A 19,663-nucleotide genomic window follows, 5' to 3' on the forward strand; every position below is an offset into this window, starting at 1 on the left:
GGTGGACGACGTCGTCGTCGTGGGCGGCGGCGCGGCCGGGCTCTGCCTGGCGGACCGGCTCGTCGGTTCCGGTACGGGCGTGACGCTCGTCGAGGCTCCCGACGGACCGCTGCGCCCCGCGGAGCGCACCTGGTGCTACTGGGAGGCGGGCACGGGAGGGTTCGAGGAGGCCGTCGTCGCCTCCTGGCAACGGCTGCGGGTGCGCGGGCCCGACGGCGGCGCCATCGAGTCGGCGCCCGCGCCGCTGCGCTACCGCATGGTGCGCTCCGGTCCGTTCGAACGGCTGGTCCACGCACGGCTGGCTGCCTCCCCGACGGCCCGCGTCGTGCGTGCCACCGCCCACGAGGTGCGCGACGCGCCGTACGGCGCCGAGGTGCGCTGCACGACGGCCGGGGGCAGGCCGCTCACACTGCGGGGCGACTGCGTCTTCGACTCGCGGCCGGTGCGCGGCACGCCGCCCCACCGCACGCTGCTGCTCCAGCACTTCCGCGGCTGGTTCGTGCGCACCGCCTCGCCCCGGTTCGATCCCGGCGTGGCGGACCTGATGGACTTCCGGGTGCCGCAGCCGCGCCACGGCCTCGCGTTCGGATACGTCCTGCCGCTCGCGCCGGACCGGGCGCTGGTGGAGTACACCGAATTCTCCCGGGCCCCGCTGACGACGGCGGCGTACGACGCGGCTCTGCGGCACTACACGGCCGAGGTGCTGCGGCTCGGTCCCCTGGCCGTGGACTCCGCGGAGCAGGGCGTCATCCCGATGACGGACGCCCGCTTCCCCCGCCGCACCGGGTCCGCCGTGTTCCGTATCGGGGCAGCCGGGGGCGCCACCCGTCCGGCGACCGGCTACACCTTCGCCACCGTGCAGCGCCAGAGCCGGGCCGTCGCAGCCTCGGTGCTGCGGGGCCGGCCGGCCGTGCCGCCGCCGCACGGCCGCCGGGCCCTCGCCATGGACGCCGTTCTGCTGCGGGCCCTGGACACCGGGCGGGTCGACGGGCCGCGCTTCTTCACCGAGCTGTTCCGCCGGGTCCCGATGGAGCGGCTGCTGCGCTTCCTCGACGGCGGGAGCACGCCGTGGGAGGAGTTCGGGATCGGTCTGCGCACTCCTGTGGGCCCGATGCTCCGCACCGCGGCCGAACTGCCGTTCCTCGCCCGCCGGGCCACCGGCCGATCCGAAGAGAGCCCCCGATGACCCTGCTGGGCGCCCATGGGCGCGACCGCCGTGCGGAGATCCTCCTTCCCGCGCCGGGACGCGAGCGTTTCACCGGCGACGCGCCGTCGGCCGCGGTGATCGGCGGAGGCATCGCGGGCCTCGCCGCCGCGACGGCGCTCGCCGAGCGGGGCGTCCACGTGACCCTGTACGAACGCGAGCAGGTCCTCGGCGGGCGCGTCGCCGGGTGGCCGGTCCGGCTGGCCGACGGGTCCGGGGCGACGATGAGCCGCGGTTTCCATGCGTTCTTCCGCCAGTACTACAACCTGCGCGGCCTGCTGCGCCGGACGGATCCGGGGCTCTTGGCGCTCACCCCCCTGCCGGACTATCCGCTGCTGCACCGCGACGGCCTGAGGGACAGCTTCGCGCGCGTGCCCCGGACCCCGCCGTGGAGTGCGCTCGGATTCGTGGCGCTCAGCCCGACGTTCGGATGGCGGGACCTCGCCGCGATGGACGCCCGGGCGGCCCTGCCGCTGCTCGATGTGCGCGTGCCCGGGGTGTACGAGGGGTTCGACGGCATCAGCGCCGAGGACTTCCTGCACCGCATCGGGTTCCCCGGGGCCGCGCGTCATCTGGCCTTCGAGGTGTTCTCCCGCAGCTTCTTCGCCGACCCACGCGAACTCTCGGCGGCCGAACTGCTGTTGATGTTCCACATCTATTTCCTGGGGTCGTCCGAGGGCCTCCTCTTCGACGTGCCGCGCGAGCCGTTCCCCCAGGCCCTCTGGGAGCCGCTGGCCGGACATCTGCGAGGGCTCGGCACCCAGGTGCGCACCGGGACCCCGGTGCGGCGTGTCCGGCCGCTCGCGGACGGGGACCTGGCCGTGGAGAGCGAGGGTGCGTCCGACCGGTACCAGGCCGTGGTCCTCGCGCTCGACACCGGCGGCCTGCGCCATGTGGTGGGCGCCTCGGAGGAGCTGGGGGACGACTCCTGGCGCGCGGACATCGCCGCACTGCGGACGGCTCCGCCGTTCCTCGTCTCCAGGCTGTGGCTCGACCGCCCGGTGCGCGAGGACCGCGCGGGGTTCCTCGGCACGAGTGGGTACGACGGGCTCGACAACATCAGCGTCCTCGACCGCTGGGAGGGCGAAGCGGCACGCTGGGCCGCACGGACCGGCGGCGGGGTGGTCGAACTCCACGCGTACGCCGTCGACGAGCGGGAGGAGCACAAGCGGGTCCAGAAGCGGATCCTCGACCGGCTCCACGAGGTCTACCCCGAGACCGCGGACGCCCGGGTCGTCGACGCGGTCCATGAGTGGCGGGCGGACTGCCCGGTCTTCGCCGTCGGCGGCCACCACCGCCGTCCGGCCGTGCGCACCCCGCATCCGCGCGTGACGCTGGCGGGTGACCTCGTCCGCACCGGTCTGCCCGTCGCGCTCATGGAACGGGCGGCGACCTCGGGCTTCCTGGCCGCCAATCAACTGCTCGCCGGCTGGGGTGTGCGCGGCCACGTGCTCAGGACCGTCCCGCGGGCCGGCCGCTCCCGGGTCCTGCGCGCCCTGGCGGCCCGGGCGGCGCGGTACTGAGCGCGGCCCTCAGCCCGGGAAGCGTCCCGTGCGCCGCAGCGTCCAGCGGCGCTCTGCGTACGCCAGGTCGTCACGCCAGAGCCTGCCGGCGGTCCGGCGCATCAGGGGCCGCAGAAGGGGTGCGGCGGCCCGCGCCAGCGCGAAGCCCCGCCGGCCCGAGGCCGCGACGACGGCCTCCACCACCGCCGTACGCGGCCGGGCGGCACCCGGCGCGGTGAGGGGCGTGGCGTGGGTCTCCACGACCGATCCGGCACCCTCCCCGTCCGTGATGCGCATGACGACCGTGCGCGGCCCGGGAGCGGTGAACTCCGCCCGCACCGGCACCACCAGGCGGCCCGCGACCTTGAACGAGACGTCGACGGCGAAGGCGTCCTCCTCAGCGGCCCGGGCGTCGTCCGGGGTGCCGGTCACCGTCAGCCCGACGAACGCGTAGGGGTGGAACCAGGCTCCGTGCCAGGGGTCCAGCCGGTTGGCGACCACGTCCTCCGGTTCGCACCTGCCCACCGCGGTGAACACCGCGTCGACCGCGTCGCCGGCCCCTGGGCGCACCGGCACGACGGGGTGGTCCAGCGGTGGTTCGCCCCCCGCCGCGTCGAGCCGCACCCACACCAGCACCCCGTCGTCGTGCACCGGAACGGGCTCCCATCCGGCGAACGGCGCGCCGTCCAGGGCCATTCCGTGCCAGTGGCACAGCAACGTCCCGCACACCACGCGGCTGTCGCGGAGCGGGGCCCCCAGGTGGGGGCACTCCCCCGGGCCCGCGCGCAGCGTGCCGTCGCCGGCCCGCCACAGGACGAGTTCCACCCCGGCGACCGTGCGGCCGTACGGGCGTTCCCGGGTGCCGATCGCGCGGGAGGCGCCCGCGACGTACCAGTTGCCCGACGGCCGCGCGCAGGCCCGTTTCAGCGCCTCGGCGATCACGGGGGGCCTGGCTTCACGCCAGGTCGGGGCCTGTCGCTCCCAGCGGGGTGCGCGCCGCATCCGCAGCGGCGGGGTCCATGCCTCGCTTCTCCTGGGCGCGTTCATCGCGCAACACCCTCCGTCCCCGCCACCGGACCCGGAACCGCCGCGTCCCGCCGTGTGCGCATCCGCGCCCCCAGGATGCGTACGAGCCCTCCCGCCGCGGTGGCGGCCCGCCGTCGGCGCGGTACGACGGCCCGTCCGTGCAGGACCGCGTATCCGTCGTCGGCGATCGCGTCGAGGATGCCCCTGTACAGCGTGAACGCCGTACGGATGCAGGGCCTCACCCGCGGCTCCAGCATGGCGATGCCCGGTTCCGCCTCCCGGTAGACGGCCCGGATCATCGCGTCGGTCTCGGCGAACGCGGCGCGCAGGCGCGGGTCGTGCCGTCCGCTGCGGCGGCTCCACTCCAGCAGGGGCCGCCCCACTCCGTGCGCGGCGAGGAGGTCCGCGGGAAGGTAGACGCGCCCCCGGTCCAGGTCCTCGCCGACGTCGCGCAGGAAGTTGGTCAGCTGGAAGGCCACACCGAGGGCAGCCGCGTGCGGTGCGGCCTCCTCGCGGGCCACGACCGTCCCGAGCACGGGCAGCATCTGGAGTCCGATCACCGCGGCCGAACCGTGCATGTAGGCGCGCAGATCCTCGTACGTCGGATAGTCGGTGACGCTCAGGTCGCTGCGCATGGACGCGAGGAAGTCGGCGAACAGGCCGTGGTCGATGGCGTATCGCCCCGCGGTGTCGGCGACCGCCCGTACGACGGGCTCGTCGCCGCCTCCCGTGCGCAGTCCGTGGGCGAGGTCGCTCTCGAGCAGGCGCAGCAGACGGTCGCGTTCCTCCGGGGGCCTCCCCCGGTCCAGGCCGTCCACGATGTCGTCGGCCCACCGGGCGAAGCCGTACAGCGCGTGGACCGCGCAGCGGCGTTCGAGCGGGAGCAGACGGGTCGCCAGGAAGTAGGTGCGGCCGTGCCGGGCGTTGATCCGGCGGCACCGGTCGTAGTCGGCGCGCAGGGCGGGGCCGGTGATCCCGGCGGCGTCGAGTTCACGGCGGCTCACCGGCCCGCTCCTTCGAGGGCGGGGCGGCGGTGCGCTCCGGTGGTGCGGCGGGTGCCGGTGATCCGGGCCGCGGCGAGCTTGCCGCTCACCAGGACCGTCGGCACGCCGACCCCGGGGGTCGTGCCGCACCCGGCGATCACGACGTTCTCGTAGCCGCGTACGAGGTTGCGCGGCCGGAAGGGGCCGGTCTGCGCGAAGGTGTGCGCCACGGAGAAGGGGGTGCCCGCCGCATGCCCCTGGGCCGTCCAGTCCAGGGGGGTGACCAGCAGTTCGCGGTCGATGGACGCCTCGAAGCCGTCCAGGCCCCGGCGTTCCAGTTCGCGCAGGAGGCTGTCGCGGTAGCGGGGCCCGAGGTCAGCCCAGGTGCCCGCCGAGGGGCCGGTCGTGGTGTTGGGACACGGGGCCAGGACGTAGTGCAGGTGTCTGCCCTCCGGGGCGAGCGACGGGTCGTGTGCCGTCGGACGGGTGATGAGGAGTGACGGGTCGCTCATCACGCTTCCGGTGCGGGTGAGTTCGTCGAAGGTGCGTTCCCAGGCGGAGCCGAACGAGATCGTGTGGTGCGCGAGTTCCGGCCAGGTGCGGTCCGTGCCCGCGTGCAGGATCACGGCCGACGGCGAGTGGCGCAGAGCGACGGGGCGTCGCGGGGCCCGGCCCAGGAGGCGGTGGACGACGGGCAGGTCCGGTGTCAGGACGACCGCGTCGCAGGCGATCCGCTCGCCCGAGGCCAGGGTGACGGCCCGTACCCGGCCGGACGTCCGCTCCAGCGCGCTCACTTCGGCGGACCACCGGAAGCGGGCGCCCGCGTCTCCCGCCGTGTCGGCCATGGCCCGGGGCAGTGCGTGCATGCCGCCCTTGGGGAACCAGACGCCCGCGACCGTGTCCATGTAGGCGATGACCGCGTAGGCGGCCAGGGCGCGGGCGGGCGTGACTCCGGCGTACAGCGCCTGGAAGGAGAACACCCGGCGCAGCCGCGGATCCGAGAGGAACCGGGCGATCTGCGGATCGAGCCGGCCGAAGCCGCCGAGTGCGGCGAGCCGGGCCAGGTCCGGGTGCAGGAGCTGGAGGGGCGAGTCGAAGTTGGTGTCGATGAAGCGGCGCATCTGCGCCCGGTACAGCCGCTCCAGCCAGCCGCGCAGTCTGCGGTAGCCGGCGGCCTCGGCGGCCCCGGCGAAGCGCCTGACCTCGGCCTCCATGGCGTCGCCGTCGGTGTGGACGTCCAGCCCGCTGCCGTCGGCGAAGAGGGCCCGGTAGGCGGGGTGGAGCGGGATCAGCTCCACCCTCCGGTGGAGGCTGTCCCCCACGGCGGCGAAGGCCTCGTCGGCCAGGTGCGGCATGGTCAGCACGGTGGGTCCGGTGTCCACCCGGTAGCCGCCGGTCTCCAGCCGCCCCGCGCGCCCCCCGGGCCCCGCGTCCCGTTCGACGACGGTGACCCGGCGGCCCGCGCCGAGCAGATGGAGGGCGGCGGCGAGGCCGGACAGGCCGGCGCCGACCACCACCACATGGTCCGTGGGACCGGGCACGGTCCTCATACGTCCTCCCGTCCGGGCGGGCGCGGTTCCCGCGACCGCGCCCACCGGTATTCCAGAGGCGACCGGAACACGGATGCGCGCATCCCTGCCCGGAGCGCGGCAGGGTGGGGACGGAGTTCACCCGGACGGCGGGCGGGAGAAGCGGCTGCGCGGGCTCGCGCGCCGCGCGGGCCTCACTGCCGGGGGACGCCCCGGACGGGGTGCTTGCTCATGATGGAGACGCGGTTGAAGGCGTTGATGGTGACGGCCACCCAGATCACGGCCGATGTCTCGTCGTCGGAGAGCGTCCGGCGCGCCTCGGCGTAGGCGTCCTCCTGGAGTGCGGCGTCGGCGGGGCGCGTCGTCGCCTCCGCCAGGGCAAGGGCGGCACGCTCCCGTACGGTGAACAGCTCGGTGTCGCGCCAGGCGGCCAGCACACCGAGGCGGCGTGTCGTCTCGCCCTCACGGAGTGCGGCCCTGGTGTGGACGTCCAGGCAGTACGCGCAGCCGTTGATCTGGGACACCCTGAGGTTGACCAGCTCCACGAGGACGCGGTCCAGGCCGGCTTCCGCCGCGACCGTACGCACCTCCTCGGCGGCCGCCGCCAGGGCGCGGTAGGCCTTCGGGTGCTGCTTGTCGACGTAGACCCGCCTGTCGGTGCCGACGGCCTCCGTACCATTCACCCTGGACTCTCCTCACCGGGGCAGGCCGCCCCTTGCCGGACCGTGCGCCCCGGTGGGCGACGGCGTATGATCAAGCATGATTGTTGAACTTGAAAGTACTCTAGTCGTGCGGGGAGACACACGATGAGCGGCGTCGGCACGGACCCGGCCGCACCGGACACGGCACCCGGCGGCGAGGAGTCCGCGTCCCGTACGCCGGTCGAGGTGCTGTCGCCGCGTGACGTGCCCCTGGGAGGGCCGCGCGCGATGACGGTGCGGCGTACGCTGCCACAGCGTGCCCGTACGTTCATCGGCGCCTGGTGCTTCATCGACCACTACGGCCCCGACGACGTCGCCGAGACGGGCGGGATGGACGTGGCCCCCCACCCGCACACCGGTCTGCAGACGGTCAGCTGGCTGTTCAGCGGGGAGATCGAGCACCGCGACAGCCTGGGCAGCCACGCGTTCGTACGCCCCGGCGAGCTGAACCTCATGACGGGTGGCCACGGCATCAGCCACACCGAGGTCTCCACGCCCCGCACCACGATCCTGCACGGCGTGCAGCTCTGGGTGGCACTCCCAGGTGAACACCGGGACACGGGACGCGACTTCCGGCACCACGTGCCGGACCCCGTCCACCGGGACGACGCCGTGATCAGGGTGTTCCTCGGCTCCCTGGCCGGAGACACCTCGCCGGTCCCGGCCTTCACCCCGCTGCTCGGCGCGGAGATCGTGCTGGAGCCCCACGGGACCACGACCCTGGACACGGACACCTCCTTCGAGCACGGTCTCCTCGTCGACCGGGGGACCATCCGCATGAGCGGAACGTCGCTGCGTCCCTCCGAGCTGGGCTACCTGGCCCCGGGGAGCGGCACGCTGACGCTGACCAACGAGACGGACGCCCCGGCCAGGGCCGTGCTCGTCGGCGGGACGCCGTTCGAGGAGCGGATCGTCATGTGGTGGAACTTCGTGGGCCGCAGCCACGAGGACATCGTCCGGGCGCGCGAGGAGTGGCAGGCCGGATCCGAGCGCTTCGGCCATGTCGAGGGCTATCCCGGTGACCGCATCCCCGCCCCTTCGCTCCCCAACGCAACGATCGCCCCACGAGGCAACCCGACACACCCGAGAGGCACCCGATGACCCAGCCCGCCGCCACCCCGACCGTCCGCGACGTGGACGCCAGGCACCGCTACGAGATCCTGGTCGGCGAGGTGAGAGCGGGTCTCACCGCCTACCGCGACCGCGACGAGCAGCGGGTCTTCTTCCACACCGAGGTCGACGACGCGTTCGCCGGACAGGGCCTCGCGTCCGTTCTCGTGCGGGAGGCGCTGAACGACGTACGGGCCTCGGGCAAGCGGATCGTTCCCGTCTGCCCCTATGTGGCGAAGTTCCTCAAGAAGCACGAGGAGTTCGCGGACATCACGGACCCGGTCACGCCCGAGGTCCTGCAGTGGCTGGAGGCCGCGCGGGCGCACTGACGTCCCCGCGGGGGCACGGTCCGCCGGGCATGGCGGTCCGTGCCCCGGCCCGGGGCGCGTGCGTCACCCGTCCTGGGCGGGCCTCAGTTCGAACCAGTCGAAGGCGGGGGCGCCCTGGGTCGCGTACATCCCGATGACCCGGCCGGTGAAGCCGCCCGCGACCTCGGTGGTGAGGTAGCGGCCGTCGAGCTCGGCCAGGACCTCGAAGGCCCCGTCCTCGGTCTCGTAGCCGAGGCGGAGGGTGTCGGGGCCGCCGATACGGAGGCCGGCCGCTGCCGCCTCCTCGGGGTCCGCGGGCGCCGACGTGACCGTGGGCGGAAGGACGACGTTCGTGGTGATGTCGATCCGCAGCGTCAGCGGGCCCGGAGGAACGGGCCGCTCGGCGACGGCCTGACGGACCGGACCGATCCGGGCGACCGCCCGCACCGTGCCGTCGCCGGTCTCCACCTGGTAGTGGTGCGCCTCGTCGAGGCGCACGGCGATACCGCCCCTGTCCCCCTCCCCCACCTCGACGCGGGTGCGCGCGCTGCAGTCGGGGTCACGCTGGCGCCGGCCCACGAACAGCGCGCCGGGCTTGTGGAGGCCGTCCGCGCGGGCATGCAGCACCAGCCGGCCGGGCCGCTCGTCGAGGCGTACCGCGTCCGGGTCGTGCCGTCGGAGCGAGACCCAGCAGGGCGCGAGCACGGGCGCCTCGAAGGAGTCGCGGTACGGCTCGTCGGGCCAGGGGTGCGCGGGGAGGGCCGGCGCCGGTGCGCGGAGCTCCAGCGGTCCCGGCAGCGGCCACCCGTCCTCCCACCGGACCGGCGCGAGGAAGGTCTCGCGGCCCATGCCGTGGAACTTCGGGGTGTCACCGCGGGGCCGGGTGCCCAGCAGCACCATCCACCAGGTGCCGTCGTGCGCCTGCACCAGATCGCCGTGGCCGGTGTTCTGTACGGGGTGGCCCGTGCTGCGGTGGGACAGCACGGGGTTGTCCGGGTGCGACTCGAACGGCCCCGGCAGGGTGCGGGCCCGGGCCACCGACATGGCGTGACCGCGTTCCGTGCCGCCTTCCGAGAGCAGCAGATACCACCAGTCGCCGATCCGGTAGAGATGCGGGCCCTCCGGGTACTGGAGCCCGCTGCCCGACCACATCGCCACCGGCTCGCTCAGCAGTTCGCCGGTCTCCGGGTCGATGCGCACCCCGCGTATCCCGCCGTCGGAGAACACGCACCAGCAGTGGCCCTCGTCGTCCCAGACCAGATCGGGGTCGATCCCGGGGATGCCGACCGGTACGGGGTCCGACCACGGGCCGGCCGGGTCCTTCGCGGTCACCAGGACGTTGCCCGCGCCGGCGACCACGGTCGTGATCAGCCAGAACCGTCCGTCGTGGTGGCGCAGCGTGGGTGCGTAGACCCCGCACGAGGACGGCGCGTCGTCGGCGAGCGCCAGCTGCGAGGGCCGGTCCAGCGCATGGCCGATCAGCCGCCAGTTCACGAGGTCGCGGCTGTGCCACAGCGGCACGCCGGGGACGTACTCGAAGCTGGACGTCGCCACGTAGTAGTCGTCGCCCACACGGCAGATGCTCGGATCGGGGCTGAAGCCGGGTATCACGGGATTGTCGAAGAACGCCATGTCCGTCCTCGGATGAGTCGCGGTCACGCAGTCGGACGGCCACCGGTGAAGGAGGGGCCGTCCGGCGTGCGGGCCCCAACGGACAGGTCGTTGAAGCGCTTCGAAGATCGCATTCGGCCAGCAGGGTGTCAACAGCCTTGCGGACAGCTTCTTCCTGCCGATCCTCCGCGAGGGCCAGGACCGCGAGGATCGAAGCGCTTCGACGGCCGGCCGGACCGGTGCCGGGTGCCACCCATCCGCCCGGTGAGGGCCGAGGAGCGCCCGCGCCGGAGTGCGGGACGGCGCTGTCGGCTTCAAGGTCGAGAGGAGGGGCGCGGCGCCGCCACCACGGCGGTCCGCCGCCCCGTGTCTCCGGGAGGCGATGCCGTGAGCCCGTACCGCACCGCGACAGGGCTGATGACGCATGCGCAGAAGAACGAGAGCGACCTGCTTCCCCGGTGGACCCGGTTCGTGCCGTTCCTCCTGGTGGCCCTCGCGCTGGCGATCGATCTGCCCTCGCCCGGCGCGTTCAGCGGGGACGTGTTCCTGATCCTGAGCTCCATGCTTGCCTCGTGCGTGTACTCCCAGCGGGCGGTCGTCTGGGTGGCCCTTCTCAACAGCGCGGCCGGGCTGGTCCTCCTCTTCGGGAGCCACATGGCGGACGGCACCCGCCACGCGGTGATCGACTACGTCGCCATGGTGATCCTGGCCTGGGCGTCCGTCCCCCTGTGCCGGCTGCGGCTGACCCTGCGGCGCAGGCTCCAGGGCGCCAAACTCGTGGCGGAGAGCGCCCAGCGCGCGGTCCTGCCGCCCGTGCGTGCCTGGTGGGGACGCACATGGATCGCCGTGCGGTACGAAGCGGCCTCCTCCGCCGCCGCGGTGGGGGGCGACCTCTACGCGGCGGAGCACACCCCGTACGGCGTACGCCTGCTGATCGGCGACGTACGCGGCAAGGGGCTGAACTCCATCCCCGGTGTGGCCGCCCTGGTGGGCAGCTTCCGAGAAGCCGCCCACCACACGCCGACCCTGCCGGAGCTGGCGCGCCACCTGGACGACGCGGTGGCCCGCCATACCCGTGAGGCCGCCGCGGTGAGCGGCGAGGACGCGGCGAACAGCGAGCAGTTCACCACCGCCGCCATCGCGCAGATCCCGGCCGACGGCACGGAGGTGCGCCTCATCAGCCGCGGGCACTGCCCGGCCTTCCTGGTGAGCGAGGACGCCCTCCAGGTCTGGGAGCCGGAGAATCCGGGGCTCCCCCTGGGACTGGGCGAGTTCGACATCGGCACGTGGAAGGACGAGTCCCGTCCCTTCGGGCCGGGCCATCTGCTCCTGCTCTGCACGGACGGACTCCTGGAGGCCCGCGACGCCGAGGGGCGCTTCTTCACGCCGGACGAGGTGCTGCGGACGTCCTGGCGCGACGGTCCGCCGGCCGTCGTGGAGAGGCTCGCCCATGCCGCGCACGTCCACACCAACGGGGTGCTCACCGACGACATGGCGCTGGTCGCGGTCACCTGTGTGGAGCGTGCTCCGTCGCACGAAGCGGCACGGACGCCGGTGTCCGGGGCGGAGCGGCGCGCCGCGTGACACCGGTGCGCGCGGGCGCCCGGGTCAGCGGAGCTTCGCGTACACGATGAGGTTGTCCACGGGGTGGCCCTCGGCGTCGAACGCTCCGTCGCAGGTGATCAGCCGCAGCACGCGCTCGTCGGTCGCTCCGTACACCTTCTCGGTCGGAAAGGCCTTCTTGCTGACGGTCTCCGTGCCGGTGACCTCGAAGTGGATCTCCTCGCCCGCCCCGTCGGACACCGAGATGTCCGCGCCTTCGGCGATCGTGTGCAGGTCGTGGAAGACGGCCTTGCCGAAGCGGGTGTCGTTGTGCCCGATGAGCACGGCGGCGCCCCGCTCGCCGGGTACGGCCCCGCCCGCGTACCAGCCGGCCGTCATGCCGTCGTCCGCAGGCGGGACCTCGACCGTGCCGTCCTCGTTGAGCCCCAGCCGCAGGAGCCCGCTGTCTATCCCGAGCGAGGGGACCACCAGCCTGGTCGGCGCCGGGGCCTTGGGCACCTCCGGGGACCGGGGCGCGGGCGCGTGCGTGGCCGTCCGGGCCGAGGGCCCGGGGGCTTCGGCCGGGCCGCAGCCCGTGACGGACGCGAGCAGCAGACCGACGGCCGTGGCGGACACGGCTGCCCGCCGTGCCACGTGAGGGGTGAGACGCATGAGAACTCCGGTACGGGATGAGCTGGAGCGAGCGGGAAGGACAACGCTGACGGCGCCGCCTCCCCGGGTGGGGAGACGGCGCCACCGCAGAGGGTCAGCCGTTGTGACGCGCGGCGGACCGGCGGCGCAGCACGAAGCCGGCGGCACCCGCGAGGAGCACCGCGCCCGCCGCCGAGCCGTACAGCGCGGCGCCGTCCGTGCCCGTGGCCGTGCGCTCACCGGCGTCGACGCCCCCGCGCGGCATCGTGCCCGCGGGAACGGACTCGGCCGGTACGGGCGTGGACACCGGGGCGGGCTCGGCGCCCTCCTCCGCGGGGACGGGGCTCGGGGTGGCGGTGCTCTCGACGGGAGCAGGCGTGGGGCTCTCGTCGGCGACGGCCGCGGTGGACGGAAGAAGGACCGCGCCCACCGCGACGGCGGCGAGCACTGCGGTGCGCAGGGTCGGACGAAGGGACATGAAGAACTCCGATTCCAGCTCGGCGTTGATGGTGCCCCCGCACTGATGTGCGTCGGGCGCCGGGCATGCCCTCAGACTGGAGTGAAGTTGTGAGGAAGCTGTCAGACCGCTGTTCCGATCGGATCAGGGCCCGCCGCCGGCAGACGCAGGGTGAAGACCGATCCCCGGCCCACCGTGCTGGCCACCGCGGTCGTCCCTCCGTGCGCCTCCACGAGCTTGCGGACGATCGCGAGCCCCAGGCCGCTGCCCCCGGTGCGGCGGTTGCGTGACTTCTCGGCACGCCAGAAGCGCTCGAAGACGTGCGGCAGGTCCTCCGGCGCGATGCCGCTTCCGGTGTCGGCCACCTCCACCACCACCTCCGCGCCCTCCTCCCCCGTGACGTACGCGCGCAGGGTGACCCTTCCTCCGGCCGGTGTGTGGCGGACGGCGTTGGACACCAGGTTGCCGATCGCCTGCCGCAGCCTGACCGGGTCGGCGTGGAGCGCGGGGACGGGCTCGTGCCCGGCCGGAAGGTCCGTCGAGAGACCGACCCGCGAGGCGTCGGCCTGTGCCTGGTGGGCAGCTGCGACCTGGGCGAGCAGTTCCTCGATCCGCACCGGTTCGGGGTGCAGCCGCAGGGCTCCGGCGTCGGCCGCCGACAGGTCCTGGAGGTCGTCGATGATGTGCTGCAGCTGGACCGCCTCCTCCAGGAGCGAGGAGACGAACGTGGCGTCCGCCTCCGCGATGCCGTCCTGCGCGCCTTCCAGCCATCCACGGATGTTGCTCAGCGGGGTGCGCAGTTCGTGCGCGACGTCGCTGACCATCACCTTGCGCTGTTCCTCCAGCCGGGCGCGGTGTGCCGACATGTCGTTGAACACGGCGGCCAGCCGGCCGATCTCGTTGTCCGCCGCGACCACCACCTGCGAGGGGTCCTCGCCGTCCCGCATGCGCTGGGCCGCTCCCGTGAGCGCGTGCAGCGGCCTCACCAGGCGGACGCCCGCGAGGACGGACGCACCGACGGTGAGCGCGAGGACGAGTGCCGCGACTCCGGTGATCTTCGCGGTGTTCGCCGGGGACAGCTCGAAGCCGGGCACGGCGCCGCCGCCCGGGTCGCTGATGAAGAGCAGCGCGGGTGAGGCGACATACGAACTGAGCTGTTCCTGGCGGGCGATGCCCACGCACGAGGCGATGTCGCGGTCGACGGCGCTGTCCAGGGGCGAGGGCGTGGGGTACGCCGTCGGACGGGTCTCCTGGGGGACGCTGATGCTCGGCTCGGGCACGGGCACCGGGACGGCCGTGGCCGGGACGGGCTCCGAGGCCGTGTTCCAGGAGAGGTCGAGGTCGAGCCGTACGCCTTCCCGCCCCTGCCGCTCCAGGCATGCGTCGACCAGTTCGTTGAGCGCGCTCAGCGCCTTCTCCTCGGTTTGGGTGGGGCTGTCCAGCGCGTCCGTCGAGCACCGGCTCTCCCGCAGCCGGTCCGGATCGTTGCCCACGACCTGGATGCGGGGCCGTCCGCTCGGGGCCTCGACGACGTCGGAGGCGATCCCTGACCTGCCGAGGCACTGCACCGCCTCCTCGGCCGCGCGCCTCAGCGAGGTGCGTTCGGTCCCCGGAAGCCGGAACGGTCCGACGGCCCGCGGGTCGATCCGGTCGCTGCCGGAGTGCTGCACGCCGTCGGCTCCGGGTGCCGCGATCGTCACGGAACCGGAGGTCACCGACCGGGCGTCGGCTCCGGTCCCGCCTCCCGGCACGGTGGTCACGGAGAGGGGGTCGACGACGGCCGACGCCTGAGGAGGAAGGGCCGGCGCGGGCGTGGGGGAATCGGCCGAGTCGGCGATGATCTCCCGGCTCTGCGTCGTCAGGGTGATCCGCCGGCCGGACGTCTCGGCCAGCTCGTCGACGGTGGCCCCCACGCCGTCCCAGCCCGGGTGTCCGGCCGCGTAGGCGAGAAGGGCGTCGAGGACCCGCGTGTCGGCGGCGAGGTTGCGGCCCTGCTCCTGCTCGATGGCACCGGACGTCGTCTGCACGGCCAGCCACGCGGTCGCGGCGACGGAGCACGCCGCGACGAGCGCCGACACGGCCAGCAGCCTGCCGAGCAGGCTCTTGCGCAGCGGCAGTCGCAGCCGCTGCCCTGCACGCCGGGGCACGCGGGACTCAGCGCGCCGAGGCACGCGAGGCCGCCTTCAGCGGGTCCATGAGCTTGTAGCCGACCCCGAAGACGGTGAGCAGCCGGACCGGGCGGCGGGGCGCGGGCTCGATCTTCTTGCGGAGGTTCATGATGTGCACATCGACGGTACGACTGCTGATGTAGCGGTCGAAGCCGTGCAGTTCGGCGAGCAACTGATCGCGGGTGAAGACGCGTTCGGGTTCGGCGGCCATCGCCGCCAGGACCCGGAACTCCCCCGGAGTGCACTCGACCCGCACACCGTCGACGGCCACCTCGTGACGCAGGGGATCGACGGCGAGCGTGCCGACCCGCAGCACGGGGCCCTCCTCGCGGCCCCCGTCCCGGCGGGTGCGCCGCAGCAGGGTGCGTACGCGCGCCATGAGTTCCCGCGGGCTGTAGGGCTTGGTCATGTAGTCGTCCGCGCCCAGGTCGAGCCCGAGCAACAGGTCGTCCTCGGTCGTGCGGGCGGTCAGCATGAGGACGGCGAGCTCCCTCGCCTCGGCGCGCAGGATGCGGACCACGTCCAACCCGTCCGCACGCGGCATCATCACGTCGAGGACGAGGAGATCCGGAGCCCCCTGCCGGGCCTGCTCCAGCGCGGAGAGGCCGTCCGACACCACGGTGACCGCGTGCCCCTCGCGTTCGAGATAGCGGCGTACAAGTTCGGCCTGTTTCGCGTCGTCTTCCGCGACTATGACGTTTGCGCACACACGGATGATCGTAGAGGAGCCCGCACCACGGCCTTCCGTCGTCGCCCGGCGGCACGGCGGGACGGCCGGCTCCCTTCCGGCCGCCCCGCCGGCGACGTCGCTCAGACGGTCCGGCGCCCGGGCGTCCCCGGCCCTCCTCCGGGCGTCCCCGGCCCTCCTCCGGGCGTCCCCGGCCCTTCCCCGGCCGCCCTGGCCATCTCCTCGCCGACGGCCAGGGCTTCCTCGGTGCGTCCCAGTGCGTGCAGTTCCTCCCTGCGCGCCTCCAGGATCTCCAGCAGCAGTGGCGCCCGCCCCGGTTCCGCCGTGTCCATCCGTTCCGCCGCCGCGGCGGCCTCGGACAGGACCGGCAGCCGGGTCGCCGGGTTCCTGGGCCCGGACGTCCCGAACTCCAGCAGCGCGCGGGCCAGTCGCGGCAGATACACCACCGGGCTCACCCCCGTGAGCACTCGATAGGCGTCGATCTCCTCGTGGACATTGATGGTGCCGGATCCGAGCAGCAGCGTACGAGCCCTCAGAACCCTGTCGTGATCGACGTTCTCGCAGTGATTCATGACGGCGATTCTGCGAGTGGTCCGGGGTCCCCAACAAGCCTTCACAGGCGTGCTGTTCGTCCTACGAAAATGCCCTCTGACCTGTCATGATGGGTGTGTCATCACTCCTTCGGCCCCGACACCGCGACCGGGCGCCGGTGAGAACGTGACACGGGACCCGCCCCGGGAGGGGCGGGTCCCGTGTCGTGCGGGAGCGGTTCAGCACGTCACCGTCATGCCGGTCGGGGCGTCCGCGAAGAGGGACAGCCGCCGTTCCGTGGCCGAGGGTCCCGGGAAAGCCGACCGCCCGGCCCCGCGTGCTCTTCCGAGTCACGGTGGGGTCCGGGCGGGCGGCGGGTTCCGGCGCGGGAGGCCGGACGGGTTCAGCAGACGCCGTCCCCGGGCTTCGGATTGCCGAGGCCGAACAGCGGGCGGAGCTTGAGCCCCACCCACGTACCGGCCAGGGCGAACGCGCCCCAGAGCCAGCCGCTCAGGCTGCCCGAGGCGATGCCCGCCAGATAGGCGCCGATGTTGCAGCCGCCTGCGAGCCGGGCGCCGATGCCCATCAGTACGCCGCCGAGCACCGAGGCGACGGCCGTACGCCAGGGGATGCCGCGGTGCAGGGCCCACGTGCCGCCGAGAGCGGCGGCGACCGCCGCACCGATCATGATGCCGATGTCGGTGAGGCTGTTCTTGTCCGCCAGGACCGGGCCCGCCAGCATCTCGGCGTTGCCGGCCTGCTTCCACCAGGTCCAGTTCTCCGGCCGGCCGCCGAGCGCGCCGACCAGCTCGGAGCCCCAGAGACTGAAGGCGCTCGTGACGCCCCAGGCTCCGCCGGACACCAGCAGCACGCCCGCGCCGAGCACGGCCAGGGCCAGGGCACCGGCCGCCAGCGGCCAGGAGCCGCGGAGGGCGCGGACGGCCGGGGTCCGCGCCGAGGGGACGGCTCCGATGGGCGGCGGGTTGCGGCGCGCCTGGACGCGCCGGGTGACCACGACCATCAGGACCAGCACGGCGATCGTCACGGCCCATGAGCCGAACCAGCCGATGTGGTCGGAGAGGACGACGGGCTCCCAGGCGGGAAGGTCCTTCCAGAGGTCGAACTGCCATGCGGCGAGCGTGGCACCCGCGATGAACCCACCGAGCGTCAGAAGCACGGAGGTCTGCCCGGAGCCGACGGCGAAGAGGGTGCCGGAGGCGCAGGCGCCACCGAGCTGCATGCCGATGGCGAAGAGCACGGAGCCGATGATCAGGCCCGCCCCGAGCGGTCCGGCGGAGGGGGCGGGCTGGGAGCCGAACAGTCCGGTCCCCGTGCCGATGACGAGCGCGAACAGCGTGGCCGTGGTGCCGAGCAGCAGGGCGTGCGCCCTGAGCCCGGAGCCGTTGCCGACGGCCACGAGCTGCCGCCAGGCGGAGGTGAAGCCGAACCGGGAGTGGAAGAGGGCGACGCCCAGTCCGAGCCCGATCAGAAGCAGCACACCCGGCTTGGCGCCGTGCGTGGCCCACACGTAGGCGGTCAGGGCCACAGCGAGGAGCCCGGAAACGACGAGCGGGGTCCTGCGCACGGGCGGCAGGGGTGGTGCTTCCGGCCTCGGAGCGGAGGTGGGAGAGGGGATGAACAGCGCGGGCAGCGCGCGCGGCGGCGCGGCCGGCCCGGCGGGGGGCGCGGTGGTCAAAGGGGTCTCCGGAGTGACACGAGAGGACGGCGGCACTGGCTTCCGGCGCGCGGGACGCGCTGCCGGCGCGGGGTCAGCGGCGACAGAGCCCGTCGTCCACGCACCACTCCGAGTGCGCGAACAGCGCATGGCACAACGACAGAACCGATACAGACATGCGTACGAATATACGGACGGGGTGGCTCCACTTGCCGGATCGTCTCGCCATGCGGATGGGCCCCGAGACGGAGGCGCTGGGGCCAGGGGCACCCTCACCGTGGGGGCGGCACCCGCAGCGGACGTCCCCCTGCGGGAGCGGCGGGCGTCCCGCGCCGCAGGAGGAACGCCCGGAGCTGATGGTCCCGCACCGTGACGACCGGGCGGCGTACAGGCCGCCATGAACCGCGTACGGGCCGTCATGGACCGTGCTCCAGGCCGAAAAGCGGCGTTTGACCGGCACAGGAGCACTTCGGCCGCGAACCGTACGGCCGGACGGGGCACTCACCCGATGGTGACTTCCTCCGCACCCGCGCCCCGCGCGACGCGATCCTGACCGGGACGGCGCCGGTCCGGCGCCGTCCTGGATGCGTGACGGGTGCGGGGAGACGGCATGACGCATGGTGCGGGACAGCGCGGAGGGCCTGACCGGCAGGCGGTGCTGCTGGTGGCCGGACTGGCGGATCTGGCGGTGAGCACCGCGGGGTCGGCCCTGGGGGCCGTACGGGGACTGCTCCGCCGCTCGGACGCCGCCGAGCTGGCGGCCGAGGCCGAGAGCGACCTGATGGCGCGTGGGCGGCTCGTGCTGGACCGGTACGCCGCCGCTCCCCCTGCGCATCTGGAGATCCTCGCCCGCGAGTCCATGGCTCGGCGGGCAGCCGATGGCCTCTGAACTCTGGGAGCCGGCCGCGTTCAAGGCCCGCGTCGACGACGTACTGCGCCGGTTCGTCGCCGAGGAGGCCGAGAGGCTGACGGAGATCGACCCGGCGCTGGACCCGGTGGCCGGGCAGCTGGTGGCGGCGGTCGCGGACGGCAAACGGCTGCGGGCGGCGTTCTGTTACTGGGGCTGGCGAGCGGCCGGGCAGCCGGACAACGACTCGCTGGTGCGGGCAGCGGCGTCGATGGAGCTGGTGCACGCCGCCGCGGTGGTCCACGACGACCTCATCGACGACAGCCCGCTCCGGCACGGCAGGCCCACCGCGCACATGGCTCTGCGCGGTGCCCTGCACCGTCGCCCCCGTGCCGCTGCCGCCGCCGGATCACTGGCGATGCTGGTCGGTGATCTGCTGATGAGTCTGGCCGGACAGCTGTTCGCCACCAGCGGCCTGCCCGCGGCTTATCTCGCCCGGGCCCGCCCCCTGTGGTCGGTGCTGGCACGGGAGCTCATCGCGGGCGAGTGCCTGGAGATCCTGCGCACCGGCACGACGCCTGACACGGCGCAATCGCTGAAGGTGATCCGGTACAAGACCGCCAAGTACACCGTGGAGCAGCCTCTGTTGATCGGTGGCGCGCTGGCCGGGGCCGGGGAGCGGCTGCGCGAGGGCTACTCGGCGTACGGGCTTCCGCTGGGCGAGGCGTTCCAGTTGCGGGACGACCTGCTCGGCCTGTTCGGAAGCCCCGGAGACACCGGCAAGGCCAATGCCGACGATCTGCGCGGCAACCGGCCGACGGCGCTGCTGGCCGAGACCTGGCGTGCCGCCGACAAGGACGAGCGACGGCAGTTGCGCACGCTTCTGGGCAGGCGTGACCCGGACGAGGAGGGTCTGCGCGCGGTCCGTGAGGTGATGCGCCGGCTGCGGGCGCTCGAACGCGTCGAGGACATGATCACCGTACGGGTCGAGGAGTCCCTCGGCGCTCTGCACCAGCTGGATGTGTCGGCGCCCGCCGCCGAGGCCCTGACCGCGCTGGCGCATTCGGTGACGGTCCGCATGTTCTGATCCGCGCGCCGTGCGCCTGCCCCTCTCCCGGTCCCCGGTGCCG

18 protein-coding genes are annotated in these 19,663 nt (G+C 73.7%); 7 read left to right on the forward strand and 11 right to left on the reverse strand.

Annotation, left to right across the window (positions count from 1 at the left end):
• The first annotated feature begins 1 nt into the window (after window position 1).
• Window positions 2-1,186 carry a lycopene cyclase family protein gene (locus AMK10_RS32335; protein ID WP_382563820.1) on the forward strand — a complete coding sequence of 395 codons (1,185 nt, stop codon included), beginning with the start codon at window positions 2-4 and terminating at the stop codon, window positions 1,184-1,186.
• Window positions 1,183-2,727 (forward strand): FAD-dependent oxidoreductase, encoded by a 1,545-nt coding sequence (locus AMK10_RS32340; RefSeq protein WP_073752531.1) that lies wholly within the window; start codon window positions 1,183-1,185, stop codon window positions 2,725-2,727. The genes AMK10_RS32335 and AMK10_RS32340 overlap by 4 nt, the downstream gene beginning before the upstream one ends.
• A 9-nt stretch (window positions 2,728-2,736) precedes the next feature.
• On the opposite strand, the gene AMK10_RS32345 is transcribed toward AMK10_RS32340, so the two are convergent.
• The 4 genes from AMK10_RS32345 to AMK10_RS32360 all read right to left on the reverse strand — a co-directional run bounded on the left by AMK10_RS32345 (window position 2,737) and on the right by AMK10_RS32360 (window position 6,927).
• Window positions 2,737-3,753 carry a DUF5914 domain-containing protein gene (locus AMK10_RS32345; RefSeq protein WP_073752533.1) on the reverse strand — a complete coding sequence of 339 codons (1,017 nt, stop codon included), beginning with the start codon at window positions 3,751-3,753 and terminating at the stop codon, window positions 2,737-2,739.
• Window positions 3,750-4,736 (reverse strand): phytoene/squalene synthase family protein, encoded by a 987-nt coding sequence (locus AMK10_RS32350; protein WP_073752535.1) that lies wholly within the window; start codon window positions 4,734-4,736, stop codon window positions 3,750-3,752. Before AMK10_RS32350 ends, AMK10_RS32345 begins: the two co-directional genes overlap by 4 nt.
• Window positions 4,733-6,265 carry a phytoene desaturase family protein gene (gene crtI, locus AMK10_RS32355; RefSeq protein WP_073752537.1) on the reverse strand — a complete coding sequence of 511 codons (1,533 nt, stop codon included), beginning with the start codon at window positions 6,263-6,265 and terminating at the stop codon, window positions 4,733-4,735. The genes AMK10_RS32350 and crtI overlap by 4 nt, the downstream gene beginning before the upstream one ends.
• A gap of 173 nt (window positions 6,266-6,438) precedes the next feature.
• Window positions 6,439-6,927 (reverse strand): carboxymuconolactone decarboxylase family protein, encoded by a 489-nt coding sequence (locus tag AMK10_RS32360; protein WP_073752539.1) that lies wholly within the window; start codon window positions 6,925-6,927, stop codon window positions 6,439-6,441.
• A gap of 123 nt (window positions 6,928-7,050) precedes the next feature.
• Here AMK10_RS32360 and AMK10_RS32365 point away from each other — a divergent pair, with 123 nt between their 5' ends.
• Both AMK10_RS32365 and AMK10_RS32370 read left to right on the forward strand, forming a co-directional pair.
• A complete protein-coding gene (locus AMK10_RS32365) occupies window positions 7,051-8,046 on the forward strand; it encodes a pirin family protein (RefSeq protein ID WP_073752541.1) in 996 nt (331 codons plus the stop codon).
• Complete coding sequence (locus tag AMK10_RS32370; protein ID WP_073752543.1) at window positions 8,043-8,384, forward strand: GNAT family N-acetyltransferase; 342 nt, start codon at window positions 8,043-8,045, stop codon at window positions 8,382-8,384. Before AMK10_RS32365 ends, AMK10_RS32370 begins: the two co-directional genes overlap by 4 nt.
• A 63-nt stretch (window positions 8,385-8,447) precedes the next feature.
• On the opposite strand, the gene AMK10_RS32375 is transcribed toward AMK10_RS32370, so the two are convergent.
• Entirely contained in the window at window positions 8,448-9,995 is a 1,548-nt protein-coding gene (locus tag AMK10_RS32375; RefSeq protein WP_073752545.1) for a glycoside hydrolase family 43 protein, read from the reverse strand.
• Window positions 9,996-10,361: 366 nt separating this feature from the next.
• Between AMK10_RS32375 and AMK10_RS32380 the strand changes: the two genes are divergently transcribed.
• Complete coding sequence (locus AMK10_RS32380; protein WP_073752547.1) at window positions 10,362-11,558, forward strand: PP2C family protein-serine/threonine phosphatase; 1,197 nt, start codon at window positions 10,362-10,364, stop codon at window positions 11,556-11,558.
• Between the two features lie 24 nt (window positions 11,559-11,582).
• On the opposite strand, the gene AMK10_RS32385 is transcribed toward AMK10_RS32380, so the two are convergent.
• The 6 genes from AMK10_RS32385 to AMK10_RS32410 form a co-directional block, all read right to left on the reverse strand.
• Window positions 11,583-12,188 (reverse strand): class F sortase, encoded by a 606-nt coding sequence (locus AMK10_RS32385; protein ID WP_073752549.1) that lies wholly within the window; start codon window positions 12,186-12,188, stop codon window positions 11,583-11,585.
• Window positions 12,189-12,282: 94 nt separating this feature from the next.
• Complete coding sequence (locus AMK10_RS32390) at window positions 12,283-12,645, reverse strand: hypothetical protein (RefSeq protein WP_073752551.1); 363 nt, start codon at window positions 12,643-12,645, stop codon at window positions 12,283-12,285.
• A 101-nt stretch (window positions 12,646-12,746) separates the two neighbouring features.
• Entirely contained in the window at window positions 12,747-14,771 is a 2,025-nt protein-coding gene (locus tag AMK10_RS32395) for an ATP-binding protein (RefSeq protein WP_107428540.1), read from the reverse strand.
• A gap of 7 nt (window positions 14,772-14,778) precedes the next feature.
• A complete protein-coding gene (locus AMK10_RS32400; RefSeq protein ID WP_073752555.1) occupies window positions 14,779-15,501 on the reverse strand; it encodes a response regulator transcription factor in 723 nt (240 codons plus the stop codon).
• A 101-nt stretch (window positions 15,502-15,602) separates the two neighbouring features.
• Window positions 15,603-16,052 (reverse strand): hypothetical protein, encoded by a 450-nt coding sequence (locus AMK10_RS32405; RefSeq protein ID WP_073752557.1) that lies wholly within the window; start codon window positions 16,050-16,052, stop codon window positions 15,603-15,605.
• A gap of 362 nt (window positions 16,053-16,414) precedes the next feature.
• Window positions 16,415-17,707, reverse strand: coding sequence for a YeeE/YedE family protein (locus AMK10_RS32410; RefSeq protein ID WP_073752559.1), 1,293 nt, complete (start codon window positions 17,705-17,707; stop codon window positions 16,415-16,417).
• Window positions 17,708-18,296: 589 nt separating this feature from the next.
• Here AMK10_RS32410 and AMK10_RS32415 point away from each other — a divergent pair.
• Both AMK10_RS32415 and AMK10_RS32420 read left to right on the forward strand, forming a co-directional pair.
• The gene (locus AMK10_RS32415; RefSeq protein WP_073752561.1) at window positions 18,297-18,575 is read left to right on the forward strand and encodes a polyprenyl synthetase; all 279 of its coding nucleotides are present in this window, start codon (window positions 18,297-18,299) and stop codon (window positions 18,573-18,575) included.
• Window positions 18,565-19,620, forward strand: coding sequence for a polyprenyl synthetase family protein (locus AMK10_RS32420; protein ID WP_073752563.1), 1,056 nt, complete (start codon window positions 18,565-18,567; stop codon window positions 19,618-19,620). The genes AMK10_RS32415 and AMK10_RS32420 overlap by 11 nt, the downstream gene beginning before the upstream one ends.
• Window positions 19,621-19,663: the final 43 nt, after the last annotated feature.

Source organism: Streptomyces sp. CB02058, from assembly GCF_001905505.1.
Lineage (GTDB): Bacteria > Actinomycetota > Actinomycetes > Streptomycetales > Streptomycetaceae > Streptomyces.

Excerpts from the sequence above, each read along its gene's own strand:
- AMK10_RS32340 (WP_073752531.1), top strand. The coding sequence starts at position 1,183 with ATGACCCTGCTGGGCGCCCATGGGCGCGACCGCCGTGCGGAGATCCTC.
- AMK10_RS32345 (WP_073752533.1), bottom strand. The coding sequence starts at position 3,753 with ATGAACGCGCCCAGGAGAAGCGAGGCATGGACCCCGCCGCTGCGGATG.
- crtI (WP_073752537.1), bottom strand. The coding sequence starts at position 6,265 with ATGAGGACCGTGCCCGGTCCCACGGACCATGTGGTGGTGGTCGGCGCC.
- AMK10_RS32365 (WP_073752541.1), top strand. The coding sequence starts at position 7,051 with ATGAGCGGCGTCGGCACGGACCCGGCCGCACCGGACACGGCACCCGGC.
- AMK10_RS32370 (WP_073752543.1), top strand. The coding sequence starts at position 8,043 with ATGACCCAGCCCGCCGCCACCCCGACCGTCCGCGACGTGGACGCCAGG.
- AMK10_RS32375 (WP_073752545.1), bottom strand. The coding sequence starts at position 9,995 with ATGGCGTTCTTCGACAATCCCGTGATACCCGGCTTCAGCCCCGATCCG.
- AMK10_RS32385 (WP_073752549.1), bottom strand. The coding sequence starts at position 12,188 with ATGCGTCTCACCCCTCACGTGGCACGGCGGGCAGCCGTGTCCGCCACG.
- AMK10_RS32390 (WP_073752551.1), bottom strand. The coding sequence starts at position 12,645 with ATGTCCCTTCGTCCGACCCTGCGCACCGCAGTGCTCGCCGCCGTCGCG.
- AMK10_RS32405 (WP_073752557.1), bottom strand. The coding sequence starts at position 16,052 with ATGAATCACTGCGAGAACGTCGATCACGACAGGGTTCTGAGGGCTCGT.
- AMK10_RS32415 (WP_073752561.1), top strand. The coding sequence starts at position 18,297 with ATGACGCATGGTGCGGGACAGCGCGGAGGGCCTGACCGGCAGGCGGTG.
- AMK10_RS32420 (WP_073752563.1), top strand. The coding sequence starts at position 18,565 with ATGGCCTCTGAACTCTGGGAGCCGGCCGCGTTCAAGGCCCGCGTCGAC.